Below are 25,482 nucleotides of genomic sequence, written 5' to 3'. Positions count from 1 at the left end.
CAAATAAATAAAAATCACACAAATTGTGATATTTATCAAAAAATATTCCGCAAAAAGATCAAAAACAACAAACAAAAGATCTAAAAACACAAAAACAACAAAACAAAATCACTAATTGATCTAAAATGAGATTAAATTTTAGGCAAAATGATAAATACGGGCAAAATACACCTCTAAAAAAGGCGAAAAACAGAATTAATGAATGATTTTATTGATTTTACCTATTTAGGCAAATATTCGGAGCCTTGAACTACTCCTCTGCGTTCAATTTCCTTATCAATATAAGTTTGGATAGCAGATTTATTCAATCCCCAGTTGGGTGCAATAAGTAAATCCCAATCAGAAATTCCAAATAAGCGCTGAATAACGATATCAGGTCTTAATAATGGAATCAATTTACATAAAAGGTCAGTATATTCTTCAAGACTGAATAGTTTGAAAGGTTCTTTCTTATATTTCACACCCATTATAGAACCTTCAACAATATGAAGATGGTGGAATTTTACAAATTTAATTTGAGGAAACCGGTTTATCTCATGGATATATTCCAGCATCATTTCCTCAGTTTCCCAGGGAAAACCAAAAATAGTATGTACACAAAGGTCCAGCTTTGTATTTTCCAATAACTTTACAGCTTCTACAAACTCCCCATGACTACAGCCTCTATTGATCTGATTCAGGGTTTCGTCATATATAGACTCCATACCCATTTCCAGATCTACATCAAACCGATCTGTATAACTTTCCAGTAAAGCAACCTTTTCTGCATCTATACAATCAGGTCTTGTTCCTACTGAAAAGCCTACAACATCATCAGTATTTATAGATAAGGCCTCATCGTACATCATTTTCAAATAATGCACAGGCGCATAAGTATTCGTATTAGGCTGGAAGTAAACAATAAACTTATCCGCTTTATAAAAGCCTTTCCCTCTTTCCATTCCCTGCTCTAGCTGTTCGCGGATAGTAGGTAACTTTCGGGAAAGCTCCGGTGTAAATGAATCAACGTTACAATAGGTACAACCACCATAGCCTTTACTGCCATCACGATTCGGACATGTAAACCCTCCATCAACAATTACTTTAAACACACGCTGCCCCTTATACTTTTGTTTAAGATGCGTACCGTAATTATTATATCCCTTAATGCCTAAATCTAACAGAGTTCCCAATTTGCTTTTATTTTCTGCAAAAGTACGGCTTTTTAATTTATTCAAATAAGGATCATGATGATTACTACTTATTTGCTTGGTAAATCCTCACATAATCGACCTCCATTACTGCTGGAAACACATTTTCATCGACACCTTCTTTTCCACCGAGATTCCCACCTACAGCAATATTCAATAAAAGATAAAACGGATGATCAAAAGGCCATTCAGCATTCGTTTTATGCTCATTAACTACCGTATAATATACTTTATGATCTAACATAAAATCCATTTTTTCGGGTGTCCATTCAACAGAATAGGTGTGAAATTCAGTATATGGGTTCTTAATAAAAGCAGTGGTGCCTTTCTGTGTTCCCTTGAGATGGTTATAAGCAGAAGTATGAACTGTTCCAAAGATAGAATCCCTGCTAAAGCCCACATGCTCCATAATATCGATCTCTCCACTTTCTGGCCATCCTACTTCATTAATATTAGCACCAAGCATCCATGAGGCAGGCCACAGACCTCTTCCCGCAGGAAGTTTCGCATTAATTTCTATCTTACCGTAAGTCCACTCAGCTTTCCCCTTAGTACTTAAACGTGCCGACGAATACTTTTTCCCGTCAATATCAGCTTTTCTCGCTGTTATGAATAGTTTCCCATTTCTCACCACAGCATTTAAAGTATCGGCTTTTGTATAATACTGCAATTCATTATTACCCCAGCCGCTTCCGCCGACTTCATATCCCCACTTGGTACTATCAGGTAATCCGGTATAATCAAATTCATCAGACCATACCAGCGTATAGTTATCTATAGTTTTTTTTGAATTCTTTACCTGGCATGAAGTAATAACCAGCATGCTTAAAACGATTATTAAAGTATATCTCAGCATTATTAAAATTAATAAGGATTTATCATTCCATTTCCGGAACTAATTTTTTTTTCTAAACGAGGGCTTGTAAAGGGCTGTCCTGAATATATATTTTTGGACAGCCCGTAAATCTATTTCGGATAACCGTCGTTCTGAGGATAATTTGGACCAAGCAAATTCAACTCTGACCTTGGTATAACCCAATTGACCATATAAGGTCTCATTACTCTTCTGGCATCCGAACGATATGGGAATGGATCTGCAGGAGTATTGGCATGACCCGCAGAATTCTCAACCGTCAAGTCACCCGCTTTTCCATAACCGGCATGATCAACTACATAGTTATAAAGCTTTCCTGTTCTTTTCAGCATATAAAATCTACGCCCCTCAAACGCCAACTCTCTGGCCTCCTCATCTAATATATCTTCAATAGTTACCGTCCCTGTTAATCTGGCCGTATTAGCCCTAAGACGCACTTCGTTTAGATAAAATAAAGCTTTATCATTATCATTAAGCATCATATTAGCTTCCGCAGCATAAAGATAGGTTTCTGCAGATCTGTATACCATCAGGTTTTTTGTCTGCAAATCTTCAGTCGGAATACCATCATCCGGAAAATATTTTTTACATCCTGCATTTAAACGGATAAAGAAAGCATTCCTATCCGCTGCCACTGGTGCAAACTCCTGCCATGTTGCATGTACAATTTTTTGTCCCAATACTTTTCCTGCAGGTAAAGTTGCCGCATCATTATATACATAATCCTGAATATAATATGACCCCTTCATTCTGGTGTCATTAGGATCTTCTTTTAACAGATCACGCAGGTAATTATTCAACGTTAACCATCCAAAGCCTCTTCCTCCTTGTTCAATACTGTATTTTGAACCAGGAATAAGCTCTGCATAATTTGGCATCAGGTTAAAGTTTATCTTATAAGCAGAACCATTTACCTGGCGTTTCCACTGCAATGCCCATAACGCTTCGGAATGATTTAAATCACCTTTAAAAACCAATCCTGTCTGAGCGACCAGATTATGACGTCCAGAATTTATTACAGCCTCCGACTGGATTTTTGCTTCCTCCCAGTCTTTTTGCCAAAGTGCAACTTCCGCTTTTACATGGCGGGCAGTTCCTTGTGTAATCCTTCCCGTTTCTGTCGCTGTCCATTCCAGGTTGGCAATAGCAAAGGTCAGGTCATCCTTAATCAGCTTATAGATGTCAGCCTCTGGAGTTTTATCCTGAATAATGTTCAATGCATTCTCTGGTGTAGTCGGCTCCGTAGTCACATAAATATTATTAAACAGTTTAAACAAGATAAACACAGAGTTTGCCCTAAAAAACTTAGCCTCAGCCAAAACTTTATTTCTACGCTTATCATCCATCCCCTGAATCTTTTCCGCAGCCTGTATCAAAGCATTAGAACGATCCACAATTCGATAATAGGTTCTCCAGTAATCGGAATAAACACCGCTATTATCAGCATGGGTGCCTGATCTCATTAATCCATAATTGGAAATCTCTCCACCACGCGGAACTGTCAGATCATCTCTTGAATCAATCACTATTGGATTAGACCCATTATTAGCCTGGTTTTCATAAAAAGCACGCTGTATGTTATACAAGCCGACTACGCCAGACTCCAATCCTTCCGGAGTATTGTAAACAAAATTTGCAGTAAATTGTGAAGTAGGTTCCTCTGTCAGAAACTTCTTACAAGAAGAGAAACTCACGACAGCCATAACTACAACTGCTATCCTGATATTTATATAATACTTTTTCATTTCTAAATTTCTTTTAGGGTTAATTAAAATCCAACTTTCAGCCCAAGTGTAAATGCCTTAGTATCCGGAAAATCATTTGCATTATTCTCAGGACTATAGGATTTATAATCTGTTATGGTAAAGAGGTTTGTTCCTGTTAAATAAATTTTTGCATTGCTTACACCTGCTTTACTAATCAATGATGTTGGCAAGCTGTAACCCAATGAAAGTGTCCTTAACCTTACATATGATGCATCTGCAATTCCCAATGCTGTAATATTTGCTGGTGCACTATTATAATTAGGACGTGGATAATTATTTGATGGACGTTCTGGTGTCCAATAATCCACTTTAATACCATTCCTTACGGACTGGAAAGTCCCCCCCTCATTAAAACTGGCCAGATACGGGTTGTAACGGGTCGCCCCTTCAACTATATATAGATCTGCAAGTAATTCAAAACCTTTGTATTCGAAATTAGTAGAGATAGAACCAAACCATTTTGGATCTGTGCCTATAATCACATTATCCTGATCATTGATGATGCCATCACCATTAACATCTTTAAGTCTGATCGCTCCTGCATACAAAGTCGCTGCGCTTTGAAATGGTGTTACCGTACCACCTTTTGAACCTTGTGCCGAAGCAAGAGCCTCTGCATCAGTCTGGAAAATACCATCAAAAACCATAGTACGTATAATATTAATCGGCCGTCCTACATATCTTCCTCTACCCAGATCATCTTTAGGCTTTCCATTGATATCAACAATTCCTGTTTTAACAATTTCATTGGTATTTCTGGAGAATGTTCCTGTTACAGACCAGTTCATTTTAGAATTTCTAATCAGTTGTCCGGTTAACAACAATTCTATCCCTTTATTCTTAGATGCAGCCCCATTCGTAATTGTAGAACTAAATCCAGATGTCCCTCCTAATGAGATGTCAGCAAGCAGATCGGTAGTTTGTGTATCATAATACTCCACTGATCCGGTAAGTCGGTTTCCAAACAATCCGAAATCAAAACCTGCATTAAATGTGGTCGACGTTTCCCAGGTTAAATTGGGATTAGGCAATACAGTTCCAGGGAGATTCCCTCCAACAATCACCCCGCCGAATATATACGGATTTGCATCTACTACACCTAAAGTGGTATACGGATTTAAAGACTGGTTTCCAACAGCACCATAACTGGCTCTGAATTTCAACTGATCAATTACCTTAACATCTTTCAGGAAGCTTTCCCTATGCATTTGCCATGCCACAGAAGCTGCAGGGAAGAATCCCCATTTCTTGTTCTCGGCAAATACTGATGCCCCATCACGACGAGCAGTTAAGGTTAACAAATACTTATCCATCAGATTATATCGCGCTCTACCCAGAAAGGACGACAATCTATATTGCTCTTCTGCTCTCGTTGTTTTAAAATTCAATGCATTGGTAATCCCATCAAACCCAAGTAAATCATTTCCAAATCCAGTTCCTGTCATTAATGTTCTGGATGTATTGCGCTGATTTATCGATTGTACAAAAGTGAAGTCCAGCTTATGAATTTCATTGATCTCAGTTTTATAATTGAGAATGTTTTCTATCAAATACTCTTCTCTAAGTACATTTGCCAGTGTAGCACTTCCATTAGGAGTAACACCTGCCGAATGTAATTTAGAAAGATATGTCCCTTCATCTGCAAACTTCCTGCTAAATAAAGTATTCAGTTTATAGCTGAAGTTCTCACTGAATTTATAGTTACCTACAAGATTAAGATTATAAAAATTGTTTTTGATCTCGTTGTCAGACTCACGAATATTCCACAATGGATTTATAGTGCTGCTACTTGCATTTGCTCCAGCCACATTTCTCACGAGGTTTCCGTTCAAGTCATAAGGGCCTGTGAATGGAGAAATAGTGATAAAGTCCAGGTTTGCAGATTCCCTTCTTTGCTTATCGGTAGCAATATTGATGTTAGCTTCAATACTTGCCCTGTCAGTGATTTTCTGATCTATATTAAACCTGAAGGATCCTCTTTTGTAAGCAGAAGATGGTATTAAACCCGACTGGTTAAAATAAGTAGCACTGGTAAATATTTTGGTATTCTCATTACCCCCACTTAAACTTACAGTATTACTGCTTAGCCAGGTATCTCTTAAAACAGCATCCTCCCAATTCACATAATTACCCGCTTTAAAATTGATATATTCTGGCGCTTGCGCAGAACCACCGAAGTTAACTTCATCTGTACTGTACGAGCCATCTGGATTATTTGTTCTTTTAGCTTCTCTTCTAAATTGTGCAAATTCTTCTGCATTATACAGGTCGAAATTTTTGGTCAGTCTTTGTGCAGTGAAATAGGAACTTATACCTACCGTCATTTTACCAGTCGCTCCTTTTCTTGTAGTAATCAGAATCACCCCGTTTGACGCTCTTGCTCCATAAATAGCTTGTGCGGAAGCATCTTTTAAGACTTCTATTGAGGCTATATCTTCAGGATTTACATCATTGATATTTTCTATCGGAAATCCATCAAGTACAACTAAAGGATCATTTCCTCCACGTATAGAGTTTCTTCCCCTGATCTGAATATTAGAAGTTCCACCAGGCCTGGCTGAACCTAAAGTCACCTGCACACCTGCTGCCTGCCCTCTAAGCATTTCTGCTACGTTGGTTGTTGGAATTGCTGTGGCCTTTTCCATACTTACCGTAGAAACAGCTCCTGTTATATCCGATTTCTTTTGCGTTCCATAACCTACTACAACCACTTCCTGCATCTGCTGGTTTGATGATTGTAAGACAATATTTAAAACTGATTTTCCCGCGACAGGTACTTCCTGCACCTGAAAACCTATATAAGTAAATATTAACACATCAGTATCTGCAACTGATATTTCATATTTACCATTTACATCTGTAGATGTTGTTTTTTGTGTTCCCTTTACTTTAATACTTACACTTGGTAAAGTAGAATTGTCTGAACCATCTACAACCCTTCCACTAATCGTCTTTTGCTGGGCAAAAGAACTGACTGAAGAAAACACGAGAATGATGAATGTCATTAACCCGAGCACTTTTTTGTAGTTCTCTCTCATAAATTTGCTTGTTTTTAATTTAATTGGTTTATTTTGGCTAGTAGTTCAAGGTAGTTTAGTTTCCCTCTGAACGGGTATGTGATTCAAATTTATTCAGAAGCTTTTTAAACCTAGAAAATCTGCCTACTATAAAAACAATACAATGTATTTTAATTTATAACTTAGCTCGCTCCGCCCTACTACATTAATACTACACAAAACTAAAAAACCGCTCTTAATATCATTTCATGAAGAATTTGTTGTTAATTGTTTTAATAAATTTCTCGGTATCCATCTTAAGGGCTCAAAATCCAATCGGTTTACCACAGATTGTAAATTATAGCAATACGACCTATAAAGGAGGCATTCAGAACTGGGATATCCAACAGGATAAAAGTGGCATCATGTACTTTGCAAACAATGAAGGCCTCCTTACTTTTAACGGAAGATATTGGAAACTTTATCCGCTTCCAAACAAAACTATCATTCGTTCTCTAAAAATTGATACAGGAGGCAGGATATATGTTGGTGGACAAGATGAATTCGGTTATTTTTATCCTGATCAGAATGGGGTTTTAAAGTATACATCCTTAAAGCCGCTTATTCCAGCAAAATATCGACAATTTTCAGATATCTGGGACATTGTCATCCTAAAAGATCAGGTATTCTTCAGGACTGTCGAAAAAATCTTCCAACTGAAAGATAAGGCGATCAAAGTTTATCCTTCAAATGAAATCTGGGACTTTATAGGGAAAGTCAATGATCAGCTTTATGCACAAATTAGAGGAAAGGGGCTATTCTGGTTTAAAAATGGAGCATGGCAAATCATCAATGAAGACTCGAACCTGAAGTATAACACCATAACAGCCATTCTGAATTATGATGCAGAAACAACTCTAATCACGACATTAAAGAGTGGAATATTCCTTCTTAAGGATCATGTGCTTACCAAAAAAGCAACAAATGCTGACAATATCTTTAAAAACGACAGGATTTTTTGTGCTATCCAGCTCAACAACGAACAGTTTGCACTAGGTACAACTTCCGCAGCCTGCATCATCATCGATAAAAATGGAAACGTACTTCAAAAGTTCTCATATGATGAAGGCCTGCAGAAAAATAATATCAGAAGTCTTTTTATCGATTATGATCAGAATCTATGGCTAGGACTGGATGATGGAATTGACTTTGTAGCCTATAACAGTCCGGTTAAACAGATATTCCCTGATAAAAACAAACAAGTAACAGGCTATTCTACAAGAATTTTCGACAAAACACTTTATTTAGGCACCTCCAATGGTCTTTTCTATAGTCCACTTAGCCCTGGCATAAAAGACATTAGTTATTCCAAAAACTATTTTCAAGAGGTAAAAAACACCAAAGGTCAGGTGTGGAGTTTAAATGAAATCAATCAGAAATTATTACTTGGACACGAAGATGGTGCGTTTATCATTGAGAAGAACAATGGTATTCCTATTTATAGCAATATAGGCACATGGCTATTTGAAGCAGTTTCTTCGCTTTACCCATCTTCAGGAATCATTTCGGGCACCTATAATGGACTACATAGCATCGAGTTTTCTAATTCAAAATTCACTGACAAAGGTACAATAAGCGGACTTTCCGAGCCTTTACGTTTTGTTCACTATGACCAGAGCAGTAATACAGTATGGGCATCACATCCTTATCGTGGAGTTTACAAACTTGAATTGAGTAGCGACAGAAAAAAAATTATAAAACAACATTTGTTCACAAAAAAAGAAGGTCTGCCCTCTACCTTAAACAACTTTGTATTCCATATTAAAAACAGAATTGTAATTGCGACAGAAAAAGGTATTTATGAATACCTGCCTCAGAAAAACGAATTTATTCCTTCTGATTTTTTCAAATCTGTTTTTAAAAACAACCCGCTACAATATCTTAAAGAAGATAATGATGGTAATATATGGTTTGTAAGCAATAATGAGATCGGAGTTGTTGATTATCAAAATGCCACAAAAAAGACTCCCTTTACAATTGTCCATTTCCCCGAACTCAATTCAAAACTAGTAGCAGGGTTTGAAAATATCTATCCTTATGATGAAGAAAACATTTTTGTGGGTGCCAACAAAGGAATTTACCATATCAATTATTTAAAATACACGCATAATGTTAAAAAGCTCAATGTTCTATTAACTGAAGTCACGCTTTTTGGCAAAAAGGACAGTATTATTTATGGTGGACATACTTCTGGAAATATTGATGCGATTCCTGTAAAAATTAAGAACAGCTTAAACTCTCTTCGTTTTGAATTCTCATCAACATTATTTGAACAACAGAATAACATCGAATTCAGTTATCAATTAGAAGGATTTGATAAAAACTGGTCAGATTGGTCAGCCAAAAGTGAAAAAGACTATACCAACCTTCCTTATGGCACATTTAGTTTTAAAGTAAAATCCAGAAATAATCTTGGCAGTGAAACTTCCCCTGTCACCTATACTTTTACGATTCTACCAGCCTGGTATCAAACAAATATTGCTTTCGTAATCTACTTCTTACTTATCGTAATTTTCCTCTATCTGCTTATCAAATGGCAAGCAAAGAAACATATTAAGGCTCAACAACAACTTAAAAAGCTACATCAACTTGATATTAAAAAATCTGAAAGTGAGATTATACAACTAAAGAATGAGAAGTTAGAAAGTGAGGTTAATTTCAAAAACAAAGAACTGGCAATTACTACGATGCACCTCGCACAAAGAGGCAAATTATTACTTAGAATAAAAGAAGATTTATATGCCTTACAAAAACCAGAGGGGAATGAGAAGAATTCAGAAAAGATAAAAAGCCTGCTGAAATTGCTGGATGAAACAGAAAAGAGTGATAACGATTGGAGCCAGTTCTCATTGCACTTTGACCAAGTACACAATAACTTTCTGGGAACACTAAAACAGAAGTTCCCGCATCTTAGTCAGAATGATCTTAAAATGTCGGCTTACCTCAAGATGAATCTATCATCAAAAGAAATTGCCCAGCTTTTGGGCATTACGATAAGAGGTGTTGAAGTTGGCCGTTACAGACTAAGAAAGAAATTGAATCTTTCTTCAGAAGTCAACCTTTTTGACTATTTATTGCAAGTAACAAACTTGAAATAACAGAGTTATTAAAACACAAAGGCTGCGTCAAAATTAATGACGCAGCCTTTGTGTGATATAAGCTCTACTGATAGAATTACTTTAACAAGCTATCAATAGCTTTTATTACTTCTGGTTCTGAAGGCATTGGTGCATCCATATCTACCATTTTAAAATCCTTATCAATCAACAAACTTCTTGGAATACCTACAATATTATAAGCCTGGAGCTTTGATCTGTTGATTAACCACTGGAATCCATCTGCTTTACGCTCTTCTACACTTTTTTTCCATGGTTTTTCACTGTCATCAATTGAAAGCGATACAAAAACCACATTTGGGTTATCTTTATACTGTAATTTAAGTTTTTCGTAATGTGGCATTTCCACCATGCAAGGTCCGCACCAGGTTGCCCAAAGGTCAACATAAATCACTTTACCTTTTAAACTACTTAATGCAACCTGATTCCCGTTCAGATCAACTGAAATAAAGTCCACAGCCGTATCACCTTTTCCAAATGACATCAGGTGTTTTAACATCTGATCGGCTGCATTTTTATAACTAGCGGTTTTAATCGATTCAATTTTCGATTTGAAACCTGCTAATTGAGCTTTATCGCTAATTTTATGCATTTCTCTAACCAAAGCACTGGTGCTATACCAGTCTTTAATCGCTTGAACATCGGCCGCTTTACCTCCTGATTTTATCAAATCACTGGCAATATCACGGTACACCACCAACTTCATCAAAGAAGCATCTGTAAAATCTTTACTGTACTTCGTAATCTTAGGAGCAATCGCCTTTGAATAATTTTCAGCATATGTTTTAGCATCTTCACCCTTTAGCTTCAATTTCATCACACCATATGTAATTCCACTATGGATGCTATTGATTAAGTCGGCCTTAATACGGGCAGTTTCTAATCTTTTGAATTCTTTGCTTACACCGTTTACAGCTTTTAATTCTTTGGTACGCTCTGCTGCCTTTTCTTCAACAGCGGCAATGGTCTCTTCTGTTGTTTTTTTCACCAATGAACCAGCCTCTAAAAAGGATCCCCCTTTAGGAAATGGCGTATTTTTCATATAGCTGTTTGCGGCAGCACCTTCTCCTTTAAAAGTAGCGGCTTTAGGATTACCCTTATCTATAAACACCTCCATATGATCACCTGGACTTAGATACAATGTATTTCTTCCTATGCGATAGTAATTAGCATTAACGGCCTTAAACTTTAACGTAAATTTACCATCCGCATCAGGCACAATCATTTTATCGGCAGATGATGGAAGTAAATATTGAAACTCGGATAAATCTTCAACTTCAACCTGATTACTAAACCCTTTTAACTGCCCTTTAATTGTAATCCAGCTTTGTTTTTGTCCAAATGCACTGGCAAGGGTAAATAACCCAAGGCCAGAAATCATTATCAGTTTTTTAAACATTTCTATTTATTATTTTAAAAATATGAATCTTAAATTATTGCATTTTATCTGCCAACAACATCTTAATCATCAATTCCAGTTCATCCTCATTACTGCCATCAGTTCTGAAATTTGAGAAAATAACACGGCCTTGTTTGTCTATTAAGAAGTTTGTAGGTGCAGCCCCTCTGTTATCAAGATTCCCTTTCTCCCTTCCTTTCACATCTTCCAAAGGAGTAAAGCTATAGCCACTTCCTTTCATAAATGGCAGTACATATTCATTTTGCTCTGAAACGATATTGATCCCCAGATAACTAAAATCTTCGCCTTTAAACTTGCTGGCAACATTCTCAAAATGAGGAAACTCAGCTCTGCAAGGTCCGCAGCCCGGGAACCAGTAAGTAAGCAATACTACTTTCCCTTTATAATCAGATAATGATGTTTGTGCAGATGTCAGGTAATTTTTAAGCGTAAAAGCTGTTGCAGGTTTAGCATTATCTTTGATGTATTTCATGATATCGGCATCTACCTGATGTGGATCCTTACCTAATTTAGCTCCCATCCCCATAATTGCCCAGATTAACTTCGTGTTTGGTTGCTTAGCAAAAGAAGCAATCAATGAAACATATGCTGTGCTTGTTTTACCAGCTAAACTTTCCATTTCTGCCTTTAAAAAAACAAGCTCTTTGTTAAATTTAAAATATCTTGGAAGTTTTACCTGATCTAATTGCGACATCGCTTCCGAAAGCTTGTCTTTCTTCGCTAAATCACCTGCATCATTAACACGTTGTGCCTGTAGCTTTAAATTAGTCCACTCCTTTTCATGCTTTTCAATCTTAGCCATATCCTCAGCCAGGGCTAAAGCCTTTTTTGCATCCTCCATCAGCAATAGATCAAAATAGGAAGTCATACCACTTGACGACCAGTTAAACTTAGCTGGAGAATAGCTTACACGTAAGAGCTCGTAATACTTTAACTTATCTGACACCTCTTTAGAACGTGTAGCATACCAATACAATGCCTGTGCGCCACGATCACTATCAGGAAAACGTTTTACAACATCCATTGTTAAATTGTGATAAACTTCCGGATCATTATCCTGAAAACTACTCGAATAATAGAATGCATAAGCTGCATTTTTAGGATCGCTTTCTGTTGCTTTTTTCAGGTACTCATCACCAGCTTTAAAATCTCCCCAACGTTGAGCATCTGTCCACAGCCCACCCCAGGCTTCTGTATAATTAGAGTCAATAGCAACAACTTTTAATAAATAAGGCTTTGCTTTTGGGCTTTCCTGATTCAAATAAGCTTTCGCCAAAGCGTAAGGCACTACGGCCGACTTAGGGAATTTCTTCATCCATTTCTCGTACTGCGCAATTACAGTGGCACTATTGGCATCAGCAGCTTTGATATAAGCAGCATGGACATTTAAACTATCAGGATTAGCTTCAACAGCCTTGGCCAACTTTGAAAGTTCGCTTTTACTGACAACAACTTCTGTTTTTGTATGCTGAGCTATAGTCAGACTTGGTATAGCCATACCGCAAAGCATGGCTATTTTAAATAATCTTTTCATGAGGTCGAATTAGTAAGGATTTTGAACAATTTGTCCGCGACTGTTGTCCATTTCCACACCATTAATAGGTACTAGTAAACGTTTAGTACTTAATGTATAAGTTTTAGGAGCATTTAAGTTTACACCAGTTAAAGTCACATCAAAGAAATCACGAACTACGGTAATATCATCAGCTGCATAATCATTTACACTAAAGCGACGGATATCATACCAACGCATCGCAAATGGCATTTCTCTTCTGCGTTCTTCCAATACTTTTTTAATGGCATCATCTTTATCTGTAGCAGTCAAAGGAATATAAGTACTCATTCTCTTTTGTCTAAGAATATTTACGGCATCCATCGCACCTGATGCATTTCCTTTACGGGCCAGAACTTCTGCTTTATTTAACAATACTTCCGCAACACCTGGTCCTTCCGGAATGTATTTCCCATCGTTAAATACAGTATACCTGAAAGCCTCTGGAGTAATGACCCCAAATCTTCTTCCACCATTTTTTATCATGAAGCTTTTATAGCGCAAATCGTTGACTTCATCATAAAGTCCCAGCAAACTTGCACTTGGCATAAACCACTGATTTGCTGTATATGCAAAACGCGTATAATAAAATTCAGACCAATACAAGAACTTTGCAGGTAACCAATCGTTCTGTTCAACATACTTCAAAGTATCAGGAGGGTTTGTATAGGTTACGGTATTTCCTGCCTGTAGCGTATTATAATCTACCAGTTTAGCCGAAGTTGTAGTCAACGCAATTTCTGCTTGTACAAGACTCTGGTCGTACTCTCCTCTGAATAAATGTACACGGCTTAAAAAAGCAGCGATGGCTTTCTTGCTTACTCTCCATGCTTTGCGAGACTCTACATCATCAACACTTACTTTTTGAGCTTCAGCTATATCACTCATAATTAAATCATAAGTTTCCTGCAAAGTTGCTCTCTTTAAAGACTCTGTATAATCCACCGTCTTTTTTAAAGGCAATCCTAAAGCACCCATGTTTGCAGCAGAATAAGGAGCGCAATAATAATTGGCTAATACCCAATAAGAATAAGCTCTGATAAAATAAGCATCGGCTTTTACACGCTGCCTGCTTACTTCATCCCCAGTTACTTCATCTATATTTGCAAGAATAAGGTTAGCCGTAAAAATCTTTTTATATTCTCCAGTCCATAACTGATCTGAAGCTTGATTCACAACCCCATCTACACTACCTACATAATATTGAAGAATATCATTACCATAACTAGATACATTACCTTGGTAACGCTCCTTGGTAATCTCCGTATCATCGGTACTGAAAGTAGCAGTTTGAGAGGTTACGTAAGCAAAAGCGGTTGCATTATCTATCAAAGCTTCCAACTGCTCTACAGTCTTGATGCTCGCTTGTTTTTTGGGTTCTTCTGAAAGGAATTTTTTACATCCTGCAAATAGAACTAAACCCAATATGATCATTAATGATTGTTGTAATTTCATGATTGTTCAGGTATTAAAATTGAAGGTTTACACCGAAAGTATAAGATTGTACAGGTCTGTTTGTACCAGGTAACCAGTCGGGATTATATCCTTTACTGTTTGCATGCCATAACATTCCTAAATCACGGGATTGAGCAAACACTTTAACATTGTTTACTTGCATTGCTTTTGCTAATTTCTTAGACAACCTGTATTCCAATGTTAGTTCTTTAAGTTCTACATAAGATGAACTTTCGATTAGACTACTTAATCTTGGTGCATAACGATCCCATCTGTAATTACTTGTCTCGTTATAAACTGGAAATCCAGGTACATTTGGATTACCAGCAAACACTTCACTGATATATTTATTGATTTCAGACTTGTATAAACCACCTACCGTAGCGGCATAATTAAATCCTGGATTGCGATAAACACCTCCCATTTTACCTACCAATACAGCTGTAAGCGTGAAATTCTGAACTTTAAAATTGTTTACCCAACCTAACGTATGTGGAGGTGTACCGGTTCCTTCATAATTCAAGAAAGGCAAACCTAATTCTCTGTTATATAAAGCTAAATCATTAAATGATTGTAAAGTACCATTTGGCCCCTCAAAATGTGGCACACCATTGATCATTCCTTTATAAGTAAATGAATAGATCGCATCCACAGGTCTGCCTTCCACAAAAGCCCCTTCAATTAGCTGATAAGTATATAAAGAAGGATTGTAGAGGTTACTAATGTTATTGTAGTTGTAAGCGTAGTTTAATGAAGTCGTATAGTTAATTGGGGTATTTGGAATATCTACGTTAGTACCTAATGAAATCTCAAAACCTCTGTTGGTGATACCAGCATTGTTAAATTTCTGGCTTTTAGTTCCAGTTGCAGAAGCTAAAGCGACCTCACCAATTATTCCTTCACCTTGCTTATTGTACAAATCAATTGATCCGAAAAGTCTGTTATTGAACAAGGCAAAATCAACACCAAAGTTGGTACTTGTTGTTTTTTCCCAACGTAAAAATGGGTTCCCATTATCAAGTACTGTACCTGTAATGGTACCAGTACTTACATTCAGACCTGATCCAATATTTAGAAGTGCTTTAGTTGAAGTACTTCCATCTACGTTACCATTCTTACCGTAAGTTAAACGTAAATCTAACCTGTTTACCACATCCAGCTGATCCATGAAATCTTCATGCTTCATGTTCCACTTTGCACCAACAGACCATAATGGCGACCAACGCATTTTCGGATCATCGGTAATAAAGTTAGAAGCATCACTTCTTACACTTCCAGTTAAGGTATATTTATTGTCGTACGTATATGAAGCATTGCTATAGAATGAAACAAATTTTGTACGGCCCCAATCAAACTCTGTGTTTCCACCAGGAATGGTAGTACTCTCATTTCTATAGTCTTTAAACTGATCAAGAGAACTACCGTAGCCATAAGGAGGCGTAGTAGCTTGCAGCTTATCACCATAATAACCATAAACATAAGGATTAGCGCGCTTATTTGTAGTGTATTGCGCTATTTCCATACCTGCAATTACTGAGATACTATGTTTTGAGCCAAAATTTTTATCATAGTTGAATTGATTCCTTAATAAATAGCTCTCTAAATCAACATTGTTAATCTGGTATTTATTGCCATTTGGCCTGGTAAATTCGCGCCCTTTTAAAATACCACCTTTTGGAATGAATGCTCTACCAACAGCTTTTGTCGTATTATTATATTCTGTCCTCTTATTTATCAGACCTCTTACGAAGAAAGTATTCTCATCATAAAAATCATTATAATCAGTTTTTGATCTTTCGTACTGCAATTTGGTATCAAAGGTTAATCCATCAATGATCTTTACATTTAATCCTGTTTGGACTCTTGCACTCAGATTCTCTGTTTTTAATGAACGTCCTTTTACTTCACGTAGCAGATTGTATGACCAATCTGAATAAGTAAACTTATCAAATGGAATACGCGACAATTGATAACGGTTAAAATCTTTCAGATTGGTACCGTAACTACCATCAGGGTTTAACAATAGTTCGTAAGGAGAAAGGTCTTCGATCTCTTCTATTGTTGCACCACTACTTTCCTGATCTCTGTATTGTAGGTTAGCAGAAATATTGAAATTGATTCTGTTTGAGATTTTATAATCGTTGTTAAAATTTAAGTTTACACGATCATAACCATTTTTAATAAAGCCACCTTTATTGTTTTCATACATCATAGACAAATACGTTTTTGAACGTTCTGTGCCTGACTGTAAGTTGATATTATATTGATTCAGAATTGCTTTACGCATTAATAAATCCTGAATTTGAGATCTGTTGCTGGTGTTACTCAAGCGATCAAGACCTGCATTCATATCTGAAATGCTTATTAATCCATCTTTATTTCCATATAACAGTTCTTGTGCCAGCGTAAGTGATTTATTGATATCACTAAATGCACCGGCATAAGGCTGCAAAACCCAGTTATTTTCAAAAGCCATACGCTCATAAGCCACATGGTCTCTTGAGTTTGCCTGAGTTAATGCCTGATCCAGGTCTACCTTATTCGATATTCTTGAAAACACATTTGCGTCTATGGTTAACTTCTGATTTCCTTTTGCTCTTTTGGTAACTACAACAACTACACCGTTTGCAGCACGGGCACCCCAGATTGAAGCCGCTGCAGCATCTTTCAAAACAGTTACCGATTCTACATCATTCGGATTGATATCAGAGAAATCGCTACTTGAAACCGGGAAACCATCAACCACAATTAGTGGTTTTCTATCTGCATACAAACTAGTATTACCACGGATTAAGAACTCCACACTACCGTCTGCATTTTCCTTAGCTTGCATACCTGCAACAGTACCTTGTAATGCTGTAGATAAATTAGATACCGGGCGACGGTCCAAGGCTTCTCTACCTACCTGGCTAAATGAGCCTGTAGCACGTTCCTTTGATATCTTCTGATAACCTGTTACCATCACACCCTCAAGACTTGATGATTCAGGTTCCATCTGTATTTTTAAAGCCTGTCCATTACCTACATTTACTTCCTTGCTTTTATATCCTATATAAGAAACTACAACAATTGTATTTTCTTCTATACCAGATAACTCAAACTGTCCGTTGCTATTGGTTATAACAGCTTTTGTTCCATTCTTTACTTTAACCGTTGCACCAGGCAGCGCAACACCGGTTTCATCTACAACAACGCCTTTTACAGTTATAGACTTAAAAAGATAAGCGATCTTTTCTAAAACACTTATTTTCTTTTTTCTTACCACAATGGTATTCTGGTCAATCGCATAAGTAAGCGGCTGATCTGCAAACACATCATCCAGTAAGACTTTAAGGTCTGTATTGCTAGCATTTATATTTACACGTTTTGCAACCTTTAATTCATTGGGTTCATATAGGAAATCATAGCCACTCTGGCTTTTAATTTCTTGAAATAGTTGCTGTAGGGTGATATTGTTTCTCGACAGATTGATTTTCTGTGCAAATGTTGATGCACTAACCTGAACTAAACTAATGAGGAGAACGATGCAAGTTAAATTAATTCGCATGATGGTTCGTTTTGACGGCACTGGTATTTTTTGCCATATAAAGGCATTATAAACCTGCAAAAATTGTAGGTAAAATTTCATACTTTTGATTTGATGGGGTTAGTTGATATGGTTGTTAACTGCAATTTGAAGGGTAGCCCTATAAACTTACCGGGAGTGGCTCGAATCACTCCTGGTTCTTATATATTACCCAGTTATACGTAAAAATCTATGGCATAACGGTAATTCTCCTTTCTTCCATTTTAAAGTGAATATTTCCTGTGAGTTCAAATTTTCTTAATACTTCAGATACATTTTTAAAACGAGATATTGAGCCCTCGTAAGAGCGGTTGTTAAAGTCCTTTGCGAAAACAATTTCCACATCATACCAGCGTTCTATTTTGCGCATTATGCTACGCATATCTTCGTTTTTGAATATAAAATAACCACTTTTCCAATCTACTTCAGCTCCTGCATCTACAGCTTTAATATTTAGCTGTCCAGCTTTTAATAAGGCTTGCTGCCCAGGTTTAAGTATAATATCTTCTGTATTATTCTTAACATTATTAGTACTAACTTTTACCGCTCCCTCTAGTAATGTTGTCTTTGTTTCTCCATCATTAGCATAACTACTGATGTTAAAATGTGTACCTAGAACTTCAACTTCCTGTTCTTTTGTTTCTACTATAAAAGGTTTATTAACCTTTGCCACTTCGAAATATCCTTCCCCTGTAAGTTCAACAACCCGTTTTTTATAACCTGTAAAAGCCGCCGAAAACTTCAATGATGAACTTGCGTTCAACCAGACTCTTGTACCATCAGGCAAGTTTACCTGATACTGACCTCCCTTTGGTGTCGAGACCATATTAAATCCTTGCTCAGCAGCATTTTCGCCAGTAGGTTTAGCTGATGAAGAAACTTCATACACGATTTGTCCATCGGCGGTTTTCTGAATAGATATACCTGCTTGCTCCGCAATTTTTCCGGTAGCCGCACCTGTTAATTCTATCTTACTTCCATCTGCAAGAGTCAATACGGCATGGTTGCCACCAGGTTTCAGATCGTACTTGGTAAAATCGGATTTACCTGAACCTATAAATACATTTTTACTGGTATAAAAGAAAACACCTACAGACATAGTGATCAGTATTACTGCAGCCGCTGCAATCCCATGCCATAACTTAATACCTTTGCTTTTCTTTTGAGTTGGTAATTGTTTAAAACGACGATCTCCAATGATACGCTGAAACAGCATATCAGACTGTAAATCAGAAAAAGACTTCTCCATCGGACTGCTATTCCATACCTTTTCCATAAAAGCATACAATTCCTCATTATGGTTTGATATTGAGACCAAATCCATCAGTTCATTGTAATCTTTCAGCTGAATCTCATTAGTTGAGTATGCAATCAATAATTTTTGCAGTCGCCTTTTGTCCATTTTCTCTTATAAATCCTGATCTTTACGCGGATATTATAACTAATACACGACAAGGCCATCATACAACTAGTCGAATTGTAATTATTTTTTCTAATTACATATTAATTCATAAAATGAGTGTAAAAACACATAATGAGGATCAGCTTATTGCGGATTTGCTAAATAGCGATGAATCTGCTTTTGCTCTTGTGTTTAACATTTACAAAGCCAAAATTTATAGTTTCGCCTTTCGGTTTTTAAAAAACCGTGAGTTGAGTGAAGAAATTGTACAAGAAACTTTAATTATTTTATGGACCAACAGACTTACACTTGATATTAACTATCCTTTAGGTCCTTTCTTATACACTATTGCAAGAAGACTAACCCTAAACGTATTGCGTAATGCTGCCACTGCAGATGCTGCAAGGGAAAAACTTTGGACAAACCTTAAACAAGCTCATAATGACACAGAAGAAGCCATTCTATTGGCCGATTTAGAGACTTTTACTGAGCAAAGTATTGCTAAATTACCTGCCAGACAGCAATTAATTTTTAAATTAAGTCGCTATGAAGGGCTTACTCATGATCAGATTGCTGAGTCATTGAATATTTCTAAAAACACAGTAAACAACCATTTGGTTGAAGCACTTAAAACTCTTCGTAAACAATTCCAGGACTCGGGAATATCTTATAGTATGTTAATCGGTTGGTTCTTTTTAAAATAACTTATTTATCGACCCGCATCGCTTCAATTTCACTAAGATATCTCGTCAAGGCCGCTTTGTAAGTCAGATTTTCTGCTTTTAAACCAGACAAATAATCCTTAAGATCATTCAGGTCACCTACCGTAAAGCCCATCCTTACGAACAACTCTTTATCGCTTTCCCAATTGTCAAGATTTACTTTCTTAGAAGCCATCTCCTGGTACAAAACCAGGCCTTTTACAAAATCCTTATAGGAAATTGTTTTTTTAAATGCAGCGAAGTAATCGATCAGTGTTCTATAGGTGGCAGGCTTCCCTATCCTTACCTGATCAAGCATAAGGCTACCCAACATTTGCCCTTTTAGAAAAACAGTATCTACACCTTCAAAATTGCCACAATGTTTTAGGATCTCAATATCACGTTTTAGCAGACTATCTGTATCTTCTGTCTTATGTTTTACAAAATAAGGTTCTTTGTCCAACACTTTCTCACAATCAATTTTCTGCTGTGAATAAACCGTAGAGCAAGAAAAGAGGAATACAGAAAGAATCAGGTATATTACAGGCATAAATTCATTAATAAGTTACAAAGATAAGCTTTGTTGTCAAACCATTCACCAGCCTAAAAAATGCCTTTTAAATGTATTTTAAATGACTATAGGTCATATAGAGTCATACCATACTCATAGGAGAGTCATACAAGACTCATACAACTCATAAGCAAACCACAAACAACAATCTACAAATCAATAAGTTATAATTTCTTTTTATAAAAAAAATGCAAAAAAGAAGTCCGTGTTTTATTAAAACACGGACCTTATCATTTGTTTCTTTATTTAGTTGCGTTTAACCTCAACTCTTCTGTTCAATACTCTACCTTCTTCGTTATCATTAGAGGCAACTGGTTGTGTAGCACCGAAGCCTTTTATAGTAAGGTTCGCAGAACTCACACCTGCATTTTGCAAATATTGTTTAACAGAGTTAGCTCTATCTACAGAAAGTGACATATTATGTGATGCTGAGCCCTCGATTGACGAGTGGCCATTTAATACAAACTTCACTGACGGATCCTTTTTCATTTCCGCAGCAATTTTGTCTAAGATAGCAAATGACTCTGTCTTCAGCACGCCTGAGTTAAACTCAAATTGTACGTTACTAAAGTTGTAATTAGGTTTTTCAACTACCGGCGCAGGTGGTGGGGCTGGTGCTGGAGCCGGCTCAGGCTTCTTCTCTTCTACTACAGGCGCAGGTTTTTCTACTGGTGCAGGTTTAGCAATAGCTTTTTTAGTTTTGCATGACTGTAAAGAGAACGATAGCAAGGAAATAGCCGCCAATAATAAACTGGTTCTTAAATATTTCATTTGTTTTTTTGTGTTTGTGTTCGTAATAATAAAAATTAAGTTTCACATCTTAAAATGAATACCTATTTAAAACGAAGTTATGACACAAGTAGTATCGATAAGGTTAAAGAGTTTTAGATTTCATCTTATTCAGATCATCAGTAAACCGCTCAAGCATTTTCACATTACTTTTAGCCATTGTAGATCTCAAATTATTTTTCTCAGACATTTCCATAGTTTTACTAGTCAGATCCTTTTGCAAGTCCACAGCTTTTTGCTGTGTAGCAATAGCCTCATCGTATTTCCCCATTCGGTAATACAAGTGTGAGAGCGTATCATAATAGGCTGCTCTATCTGGGAACAGTTCTATTGATCTTTGAACCCATACCGTTGCCCTGACCAGATCACTTGAATTTGTCGAATTCATAGAATAGAAGCTATAAGCACCATTATTTAATGTGCTGGCAAACTCTGCTGCCCTTAAAACTTTCTGAGTTACAGGGTTCATTTTTCCATAACTCAGATCACCAATCCGACTTGTAGTAAAAGTTCTTACAATTCGCTTATTTCCTTTTACAGAATCCTGTTTTATAGAGTCTGAATTTGGTCGTCCTGCCACCATTTCATTTATCCCGTCAGGTTTCTGTATCGAATCCCTTTGACTCAAATAATAAATCTGGTAGTATTCCGAAGCATATCTCAAATAATTAGCTGTATCTCTAATCCCTTTATAATACCCCATCATGTTCTCAGAACGACTTGCACTAGATTTTTGCCAGTCAGTACCCCAGGAAAGTGATGCAAAATTAGCGGTTAAATTTGCAAGACGTTCATCTTTTTTTCTTACAGCTTGAGACAAAGTATACTTGATGATACGGTTATTCATTTTCTTTCTTCTATCAAACGGTAACGTCTTATAAATGCTATCCCATATTTTCTGGTTCTTTCTTAAAGAATTATACGCTTTGGTAGAAATCACCGGCCCCAACTCCATAATGAACAGAACAGTTTGATAATCATCAAATGCCTTTTCAGGAAGCTGGCTGGTATAGTCATTTAGTAAAGTTTGACTAACAGGAATATCAAGTTCATCATATTTTGACAGATAATCTTTCAGAAAGGCCAATCCTCTTTCTCCTTTGTCATATTCAATTTTAAACTTAGTTAAAGTCATTTGTGCAGCTAATTTCTTTGCTTTGTTAATATCAGCTATATATGGCTCCTTAGTACTTCTTGAACCCATAGTTTTTAAGATCAACCCTCCTTCTTCATCAAGAAAAAGGTGTGTAGGATATTTTTTTACATCATAGTAATAATAAAGATGCTGAAAGCCTTCTTTATTAATATTGTTTTTATGGATACAAATGAAATTAGAATTATATAATGATACCAATTGCGGGTCTTTCTGCACAAAAGAAAGCATTGGTTTACCAGTACCCATTTCCATAAACACATAAATTAGTTTATGTTGTTTTCTGGCTTCAGCTTTCGCCTCTTCCATGGTCCCTTCAAAAAAATTAATGTTTTGTGCTTTTAGTACGGTTATAGAAAAACCAAATACAAGCAAAAGAAAAAAGCGTTTTAAATACATTTAGAGTTTATTAAACAACTAAATATAGCTAAAGATCTTTAATAAACTAGAAAACCGTTAATTAGAGAGATACTAATTAAGGTTTTTCAATAGTACCAAAAACGGTAGTCTTCCATTTTATATAGCCCAATTTTGCACATTGCTCTGCAACTTCATATTCTATATTAGATGGTACATCGTTCACTATTTTCCAACGTATACTGTATTTACTATTGTAACCTATGTAAACGACTACATCATCAAATAATGGCTCTACATTTTCAAGACCTTTAAGGTGTGTATCCTGCAGTTCTTTGGCAAAACGCACTAATCTTTCGTTCATTACTTTTGCCAGCGGAGGAGCTGGCTTAACATCTGGTTCTATAATCGCAAGTACAGTTACGGTCATCGGCTAAATATCGGTAATACTACTTTTTTTAGCAAAGCTAATTATTATTCATGAAATAATTACCATTAAAAGGTCATTAGTATAAAAATTCATATTCGGGTCCCCAACAATAATATACATTTCAACATAGCATGTAACAGCCGAAAAAATCAATTAAATTTGCTGTATGAGTAATGCTGCTTCTTCAAATTCTATTTTCGACAAAATTTTATCTTTTATTGATTATACCAATCAGTCTATATTTCTGACAGGAAAAGCGGGCACCGGGAAAACTACTTTGCTGAAAAAGATTAAGGAAACCAGCACAAAGAAAATGGCCGTCATTGCTCCTACTGGTGTGGCTGCCATGAATGCTAAAGGCACTACCATCAATTCATTTTTCCAACTTCCTCCAGGTTCTTTTTTTCCTGGTGATATCAGCTTTGAGAACCTGCAATCTGGCTTTATCTCTATCCAATCAATGGTTTCCGACCTAAGTTATACCAGAGAGAAACTAAGTTTATTTAATGAGCTGGAACTTTTGATTATTGATGAGGTATCCATGGTACGTTGCGATTTGCTGGATGTTATTGATGCTATACTCCGATCGGTAAGAAAAAACAATGCCCCTTTTGGTGGTGTGCAACTCCTGTTAATCGGCGATCTTTACCAACTTCCACCAGTTACTAAAAGAGAAGACTGGAGCTTTTTAAACAGAGCATATCCTTCTCCGTACTTTTTTGATGCATTGGTGATCAGGAGATATCCTGTTTTACAAATAGAATTGACTACAGTATTCCGACAAACCGAACCTGAGTTTATCAAAATATTAAATGACATCAGGAACAATCAAATCAATGAAACAGGACTTGAATTATTGAACAAAAGATACCTTCCTGAGTTTAATGTTGCTAATGAGGTCAGCCCGATTATTATTACATCACATAATGCTGAAGCCAATGCAATCAATAAGGAAAAACTGGATGAACTTACAGGAGAAGAATATACATTTGAAGGTGAAATTAGTGGAGAGTTTAGAGATCTGGGCCTGCAAGCCGAACAAACTTTAAAGCTTAAAGAAGGTGCACAGATCATGTTCATTAAAAATGACACTGGAGAAAACAGGAAGTTTTATAATGGAAAAATTGGAAAGGTTAAATCTATTAAAGATGATGACATCTACATATCCTTCCCTAATGAGGATGATTTGCTACTTGAAAAAACTTCATGGCAATCCTTTGAATATAAAACGGATAATGAAGAAGCTATTGTTCAGCAACAGGTGGGCGAGTTTTCGCAATATCCGATTAAACTGGCATGGGCAGTAACCATTCATAAAAGTCAGGGTTTAACGTTCGACAGTGCCATTATTGATGCGGGAAAGTCTTTTGTTGCGGGACAAGTATATGTTGCTTTAAGTCGTGTAAGGACTCTGAATGGCCTAATCTTGAAATCAAAAATCAGTACGGACAGTTTAAGGTCCAATACGGAAGTAATCAATTACATGAAGCCAGTAAAAGAAGAAGAGCTGGACAGTATTCTGATTAAGGAACAGGAAAGCTTTATTCTGCAATTGGTATTGAACCACTTTTCGTTTTCACGTATTTATACCGGACTGGAAGTCATGGCTTCTCATCCAGAGGTGGTAAAATCTATTCTTCCAGAATTTAAATCTTTGTTGGGACAACTAAACAAATCGGTTAACGATTTAATCGGGCTGTCGGACCGTTTCCAGAGTCAGGTAAAGCAGCTTCATCAGCAAAATGGGTTTAAAGATCAACAGGCACTACAAGCAAGAATTGAATCGGCATTAACCTATTTCAGTAAAGAACTTAACCTGCAACTGATCAATCAGCTCAATAAGAACATCAGGGTAAAACCTAAAAACAAAATTCAGCAACAACTACAGCACCTTATGCAAAGGTACAGAGCAGTGATAGAGAACAGAATGGCATTAATGCAATATGGTGCCGGATTACTCAGAGAACCTATTGCTGCTGCCGACTATATTTCCTGGATCAATAAGTATAAGGCTCCTAAAAGTTCAAAACCTAATGCAGTGGCTAATGATCAGCAAGCTGTAAACCTGCAGTTGTTTTAAATGTT

At 36.5% G+C, this 25,482-nt stretch carries 16 protein-coding genes; 3 read left to right on the top strand and 13 right to left on the bottom strand.

What is annotated here, in order from left to right; genetic code table 11:
* Positions 1-221: 221 nt before the first annotated feature.
* From mnmL to ABDJ41_RS04960, 4 genes are all read right to left on the bottom strand, one after another.
* Complete coding sequence (gene mnmL, locus ABDJ41_RS04975; protein ID WP_349784732.1) at positions 222-1,172, bottom strand: tRNA modification radical SAM protein MnmL/YtqA; 951 nt, start codon at positions 1,170-1,172, stop codon at positions 222-224.
* A 64-nt stretch (positions 1,173-1,236) separates the two neighbouring features.
* Entirely contained in the window at positions 1,237-2,046 is an 810-nt protein-coding gene (locus tag ABDJ41_RS04970) for a glycoside hydrolase family 16 protein (protein ID WP_349784657.1), read from the bottom strand.
* A 110-nt stretch (positions 2,047-2,156) separates the two neighbouring features.
* Entirely contained in the window at positions 2,157-3,809 is a 1,653-nt protein-coding gene (locus tag ABDJ41_RS04965; protein ID WP_349784656.1) for a RagB/SusD family nutrient uptake outer membrane protein, read from the bottom strand.
* A 23-nt stretch (positions 3,810-3,832) separates the two neighbouring features.
* Positions 3,833-6,868, bottom strand: a complete 3,036-nt coding sequence (locus tag ABDJ41_RS04960; RefSeq protein ID WP_349784655.1) for a SusC/RagA family TonB-linked outer membrane protein — start codon at positions 6,866-6,868, stop codon at positions 3,833-3,835.
* Between the two features lie 227 nt (positions 6,869-7,095).
* On the opposite strand from ABDJ41_RS04960, the gene ABDJ41_RS04955 reads away from it, so the two are divergent.
* Positions 7,096-9,984 (top strand): helix-turn-helix and ligand-binding sensor domain-containing protein, encoded by a 2,889-nt coding sequence (locus tag ABDJ41_RS04955; protein WP_349784654.1) that lies wholly within the window; start codon positions 7,096-7,098, stop codon positions 9,982-9,984.
* A gap of 76 nt (positions 9,985-10,060) precedes the next feature.
* Here ABDJ41_RS04955 and ABDJ41_RS04950 read toward each other — a convergent pair whose 3' ends face one another.
* The 5 genes from ABDJ41_RS04950 to ABDJ41_RS04930 form a co-directional block, all read right to left on the bottom strand.
* Positions 10,061-11,401, bottom strand: coding sequence for a TlpA family protein disulfide reductase (locus ABDJ41_RS04950; protein ID WP_349784652.1), 1,341 nt, complete (start codon positions 11,399-11,401; stop codon positions 10,061-10,063).
* A gap of 34 nt (positions 11,402-11,435) precedes the next feature.
* Positions 11,436-12,956, bottom strand: coding sequence for a redoxin family protein (locus ABDJ41_RS04945; protein ID WP_349784651.1), 1,521 nt, complete (start codon positions 12,954-12,956; stop codon positions 11,436-11,438).
* Positions 12,957-12,965: 9 nt separating this feature from the next.
* Positions 12,966-14,429: a RagB/SusD family nutrient uptake outer membrane protein gene (locus ABDJ41_RS04940; RefSeq protein ID WP_349784649.1), complete on the bottom strand. Its 1,464-nt coding sequence runs from the start codon at positions 14,427-14,429 to the stop codon at positions 12,966-12,968.
* A 13-nt stretch (positions 14,430-14,442) separates the two neighbouring features.
* Positions 14,443-17,976: a SusC/RagA family TonB-linked outer membrane protein gene (locus ABDJ41_RS04935; protein ID WP_349784648.1), complete on the bottom strand. Its 3,534-nt coding sequence runs from the start codon at positions 17,974-17,976 to the stop codon at positions 14,443-14,445.
* Between the two features lie 208 nt (positions 17,977-18,184).
* Positions 18,185-19,396, bottom strand: a complete 1,212-nt coding sequence (locus tag ABDJ41_RS04930) for a FecR family protein (RefSeq protein WP_349784647.1) — start codon at positions 19,394-19,396, stop codon at positions 18,185-18,187.
* Between the two features lie 113 nt (positions 19,397-19,509).
* Between ABDJ41_RS04930 and ABDJ41_RS04925 the strand changes: the two genes are divergently transcribed.
* A complete protein-coding gene (locus ABDJ41_RS04925; protein WP_349784646.1) occupies positions 19,510-20,100 on the top strand; it encodes an RNA polymerase sigma factor in 591 nt (196 codons plus the stop codon).
* A 1-nt stretch (position 20,101) separates the two neighbouring features.
* On the opposite strand, the gene ABDJ41_RS04920 is transcribed toward ABDJ41_RS04925, so the two are convergent.
* The 4 genes from ABDJ41_RS04920 to ABDJ41_RS04905 all read right to left on the bottom strand — a co-directional run bounded on the left by ABDJ41_RS04920 (position 20,102) and on the right by ABDJ41_RS04905 (position 23,397).
* Positions 20,102-20,647, bottom strand: a complete 546-nt coding sequence (locus ABDJ41_RS04920) for a hypothetical protein (RefSeq protein ID WP_349784645.1) — start codon at positions 20,645-20,647, stop codon at positions 20,102-20,104.
* A 267-nt stretch (positions 20,648-20,914) separates the two neighbouring features.
* Positions 20,915-21,439, bottom strand: a complete 525-nt coding sequence (locus ABDJ41_RS04915) for an OmpA family protein (protein WP_349784644.1) — start codon at positions 21,437-21,439, stop codon at positions 20,915-20,917.
* Positions 21,440-21,542: 103 nt separating this feature from the next.
* Positions 21,543-23,009, bottom strand: coding sequence for a tetratricopeptide repeat protein (locus tag ABDJ41_RS04910; RefSeq protein ID WP_349784642.1), 1,467 nt, complete (start codon positions 23,007-23,009; stop codon positions 21,543-21,545).
* Positions 23,010-23,085: 76 nt separating this feature from the next.
* The gene (locus ABDJ41_RS04905) at positions 23,086-23,397 is read right to left on the bottom strand and encodes a hypothetical protein (protein ID WP_349784641.1); all 312 of its coding nucleotides are present in this window, start codon (positions 23,395-23,397) and stop codon (positions 23,086-23,088) included.
* 166 nt (positions 23,398-23,563) lie between these two features.
* Between ABDJ41_RS04905 and ABDJ41_RS04900 the strand changes: the two genes are divergently transcribed.
* Positions 23,564-25,477 carry an ATP-dependent DNA helicase gene (locus ABDJ41_RS04900; protein WP_349784640.1) on the top strand — a complete coding sequence of 638 codons (1,914 nt, stop codon included), beginning with the start codon at positions 23,564-23,566 and terminating at the stop codon, positions 25,475-25,477.
* The last annotated feature ends 5 nt before the right edge of the window (positions 25,478-25,482 follow it).

The sequence above is a fragment of the Pedobacter sp. ASV1-7 genome (assembly GCF_040203335.1).
GTDB lineage: Bacteria > Bacteroidota > Bacteroidia > Sphingobacteriales > Sphingobacteriaceae > Pedobacter.
Note: the sequence above shows the minus strand (reverse complement) of the source record. Positions and strands in the feature narration are given on the sequence as shown.

Excerpts from the sequence above, each read along its gene's own strand:
- ABDJ41_RS04940 (WP_349784649.1), bottom strand. The coding sequence starts at position 14,429 with ATGAAATTACAACAATCATTAATGATCATATTGGGTTTAGTTCTATTT.
- ABDJ41_RS04925 (WP_349784646.1), top strand. The coding sequence starts at position 19,510 with ATGAGTGTAAAAACACATAATGAGGATCAGCTTATTGCGGATTTGCTA.
- ABDJ41_RS04945 (WP_349784651.1), bottom strand. The coding sequence starts at position 12,956 with ATGAAAAGATTATTTAAAATAGCCATGCTTTGCGGTATGGCTATACCA.
- ABDJ41_RS04915 (WP_349784644.1), bottom strand. The coding sequence starts at position 21,439 with ATGAAATATTTAAGAACCAGTTTATTATTGGCGGCTATTTCCTTGCTA.
- ABDJ41_RS04905 (WP_349784641.1), bottom strand. The coding sequence starts at position 23,397 with ATGACCGTAACTGTACTTGCGATTATAGAACCAGATGTTAAGCCAGCT.
- ABDJ41_RS04950 (WP_349784652.1), bottom strand. The coding sequence starts at position 11,401 with ATGTTTAAAAAACTGATAATGATTTCTGGCCTTGGGTTATTTACCCTT.
- ABDJ41_RS04960 (WP_349784655.1), bottom strand. The coding sequence starts at position 6,868 with ATGAGAGAGAACTACAAAAAAGTGCTCGGGTTAATGACATTCATCATT.
- ABDJ41_RS04920 (WP_349784645.1), bottom strand. The coding sequence starts at position 20,647 with ATGCCTGTAATATACCTGATTCTTTCTGTATTCCTCTTTTCTTGCTCT.
- ABDJ41_RS04935 (WP_349784648.1), bottom strand. The coding sequence starts at position 17,976 with ATGCGAATTAATTTAACTTGCATCGTTCTCCTCATTAGTTTAGTTCAG.
- ABDJ41_RS04900 (WP_349784640.1), top strand. The coding sequence starts at position 23,564 with ATGAGTAATGCTGCTTCTTCAAATTCTATTTTCGACAAAATTTTATCT.
- ABDJ41_RS04965 (WP_349784656.1), bottom strand. The coding sequence starts at position 3,809 with ATGAAAAAGTATTATATAAATATCAGGATAGCAGTTGTAGTTATGGCT.
- ABDJ41_RS04910 (WP_349784642.1), bottom strand. The coding sequence starts at position 23,009 with ATGTATTTAAAACGCTTTTTTCTTTTGCTTGTATTTGGTTTTTCTATA.
- ABDJ41_RS04955 (WP_349784654.1), top strand. The coding sequence starts at position 7,096 with ATGAAGAATTTGTTGTTAATTGTTTTAATAAATTTCTCGGTATCCATC.
- ABDJ41_RS04930 (WP_349784647.1), bottom strand. The coding sequence starts at position 19,396 with ATGGACAAAAGGCGACTGCAAAAATTATTGATTGCATACTCAACTAAT.
- ABDJ41_RS04970 (WP_349784657.1), bottom strand. The coding sequence starts at position 2,046 with ATGCTGAGATATACTTTAATAATCGTTTTAAGCATGCTGGTTATTACT.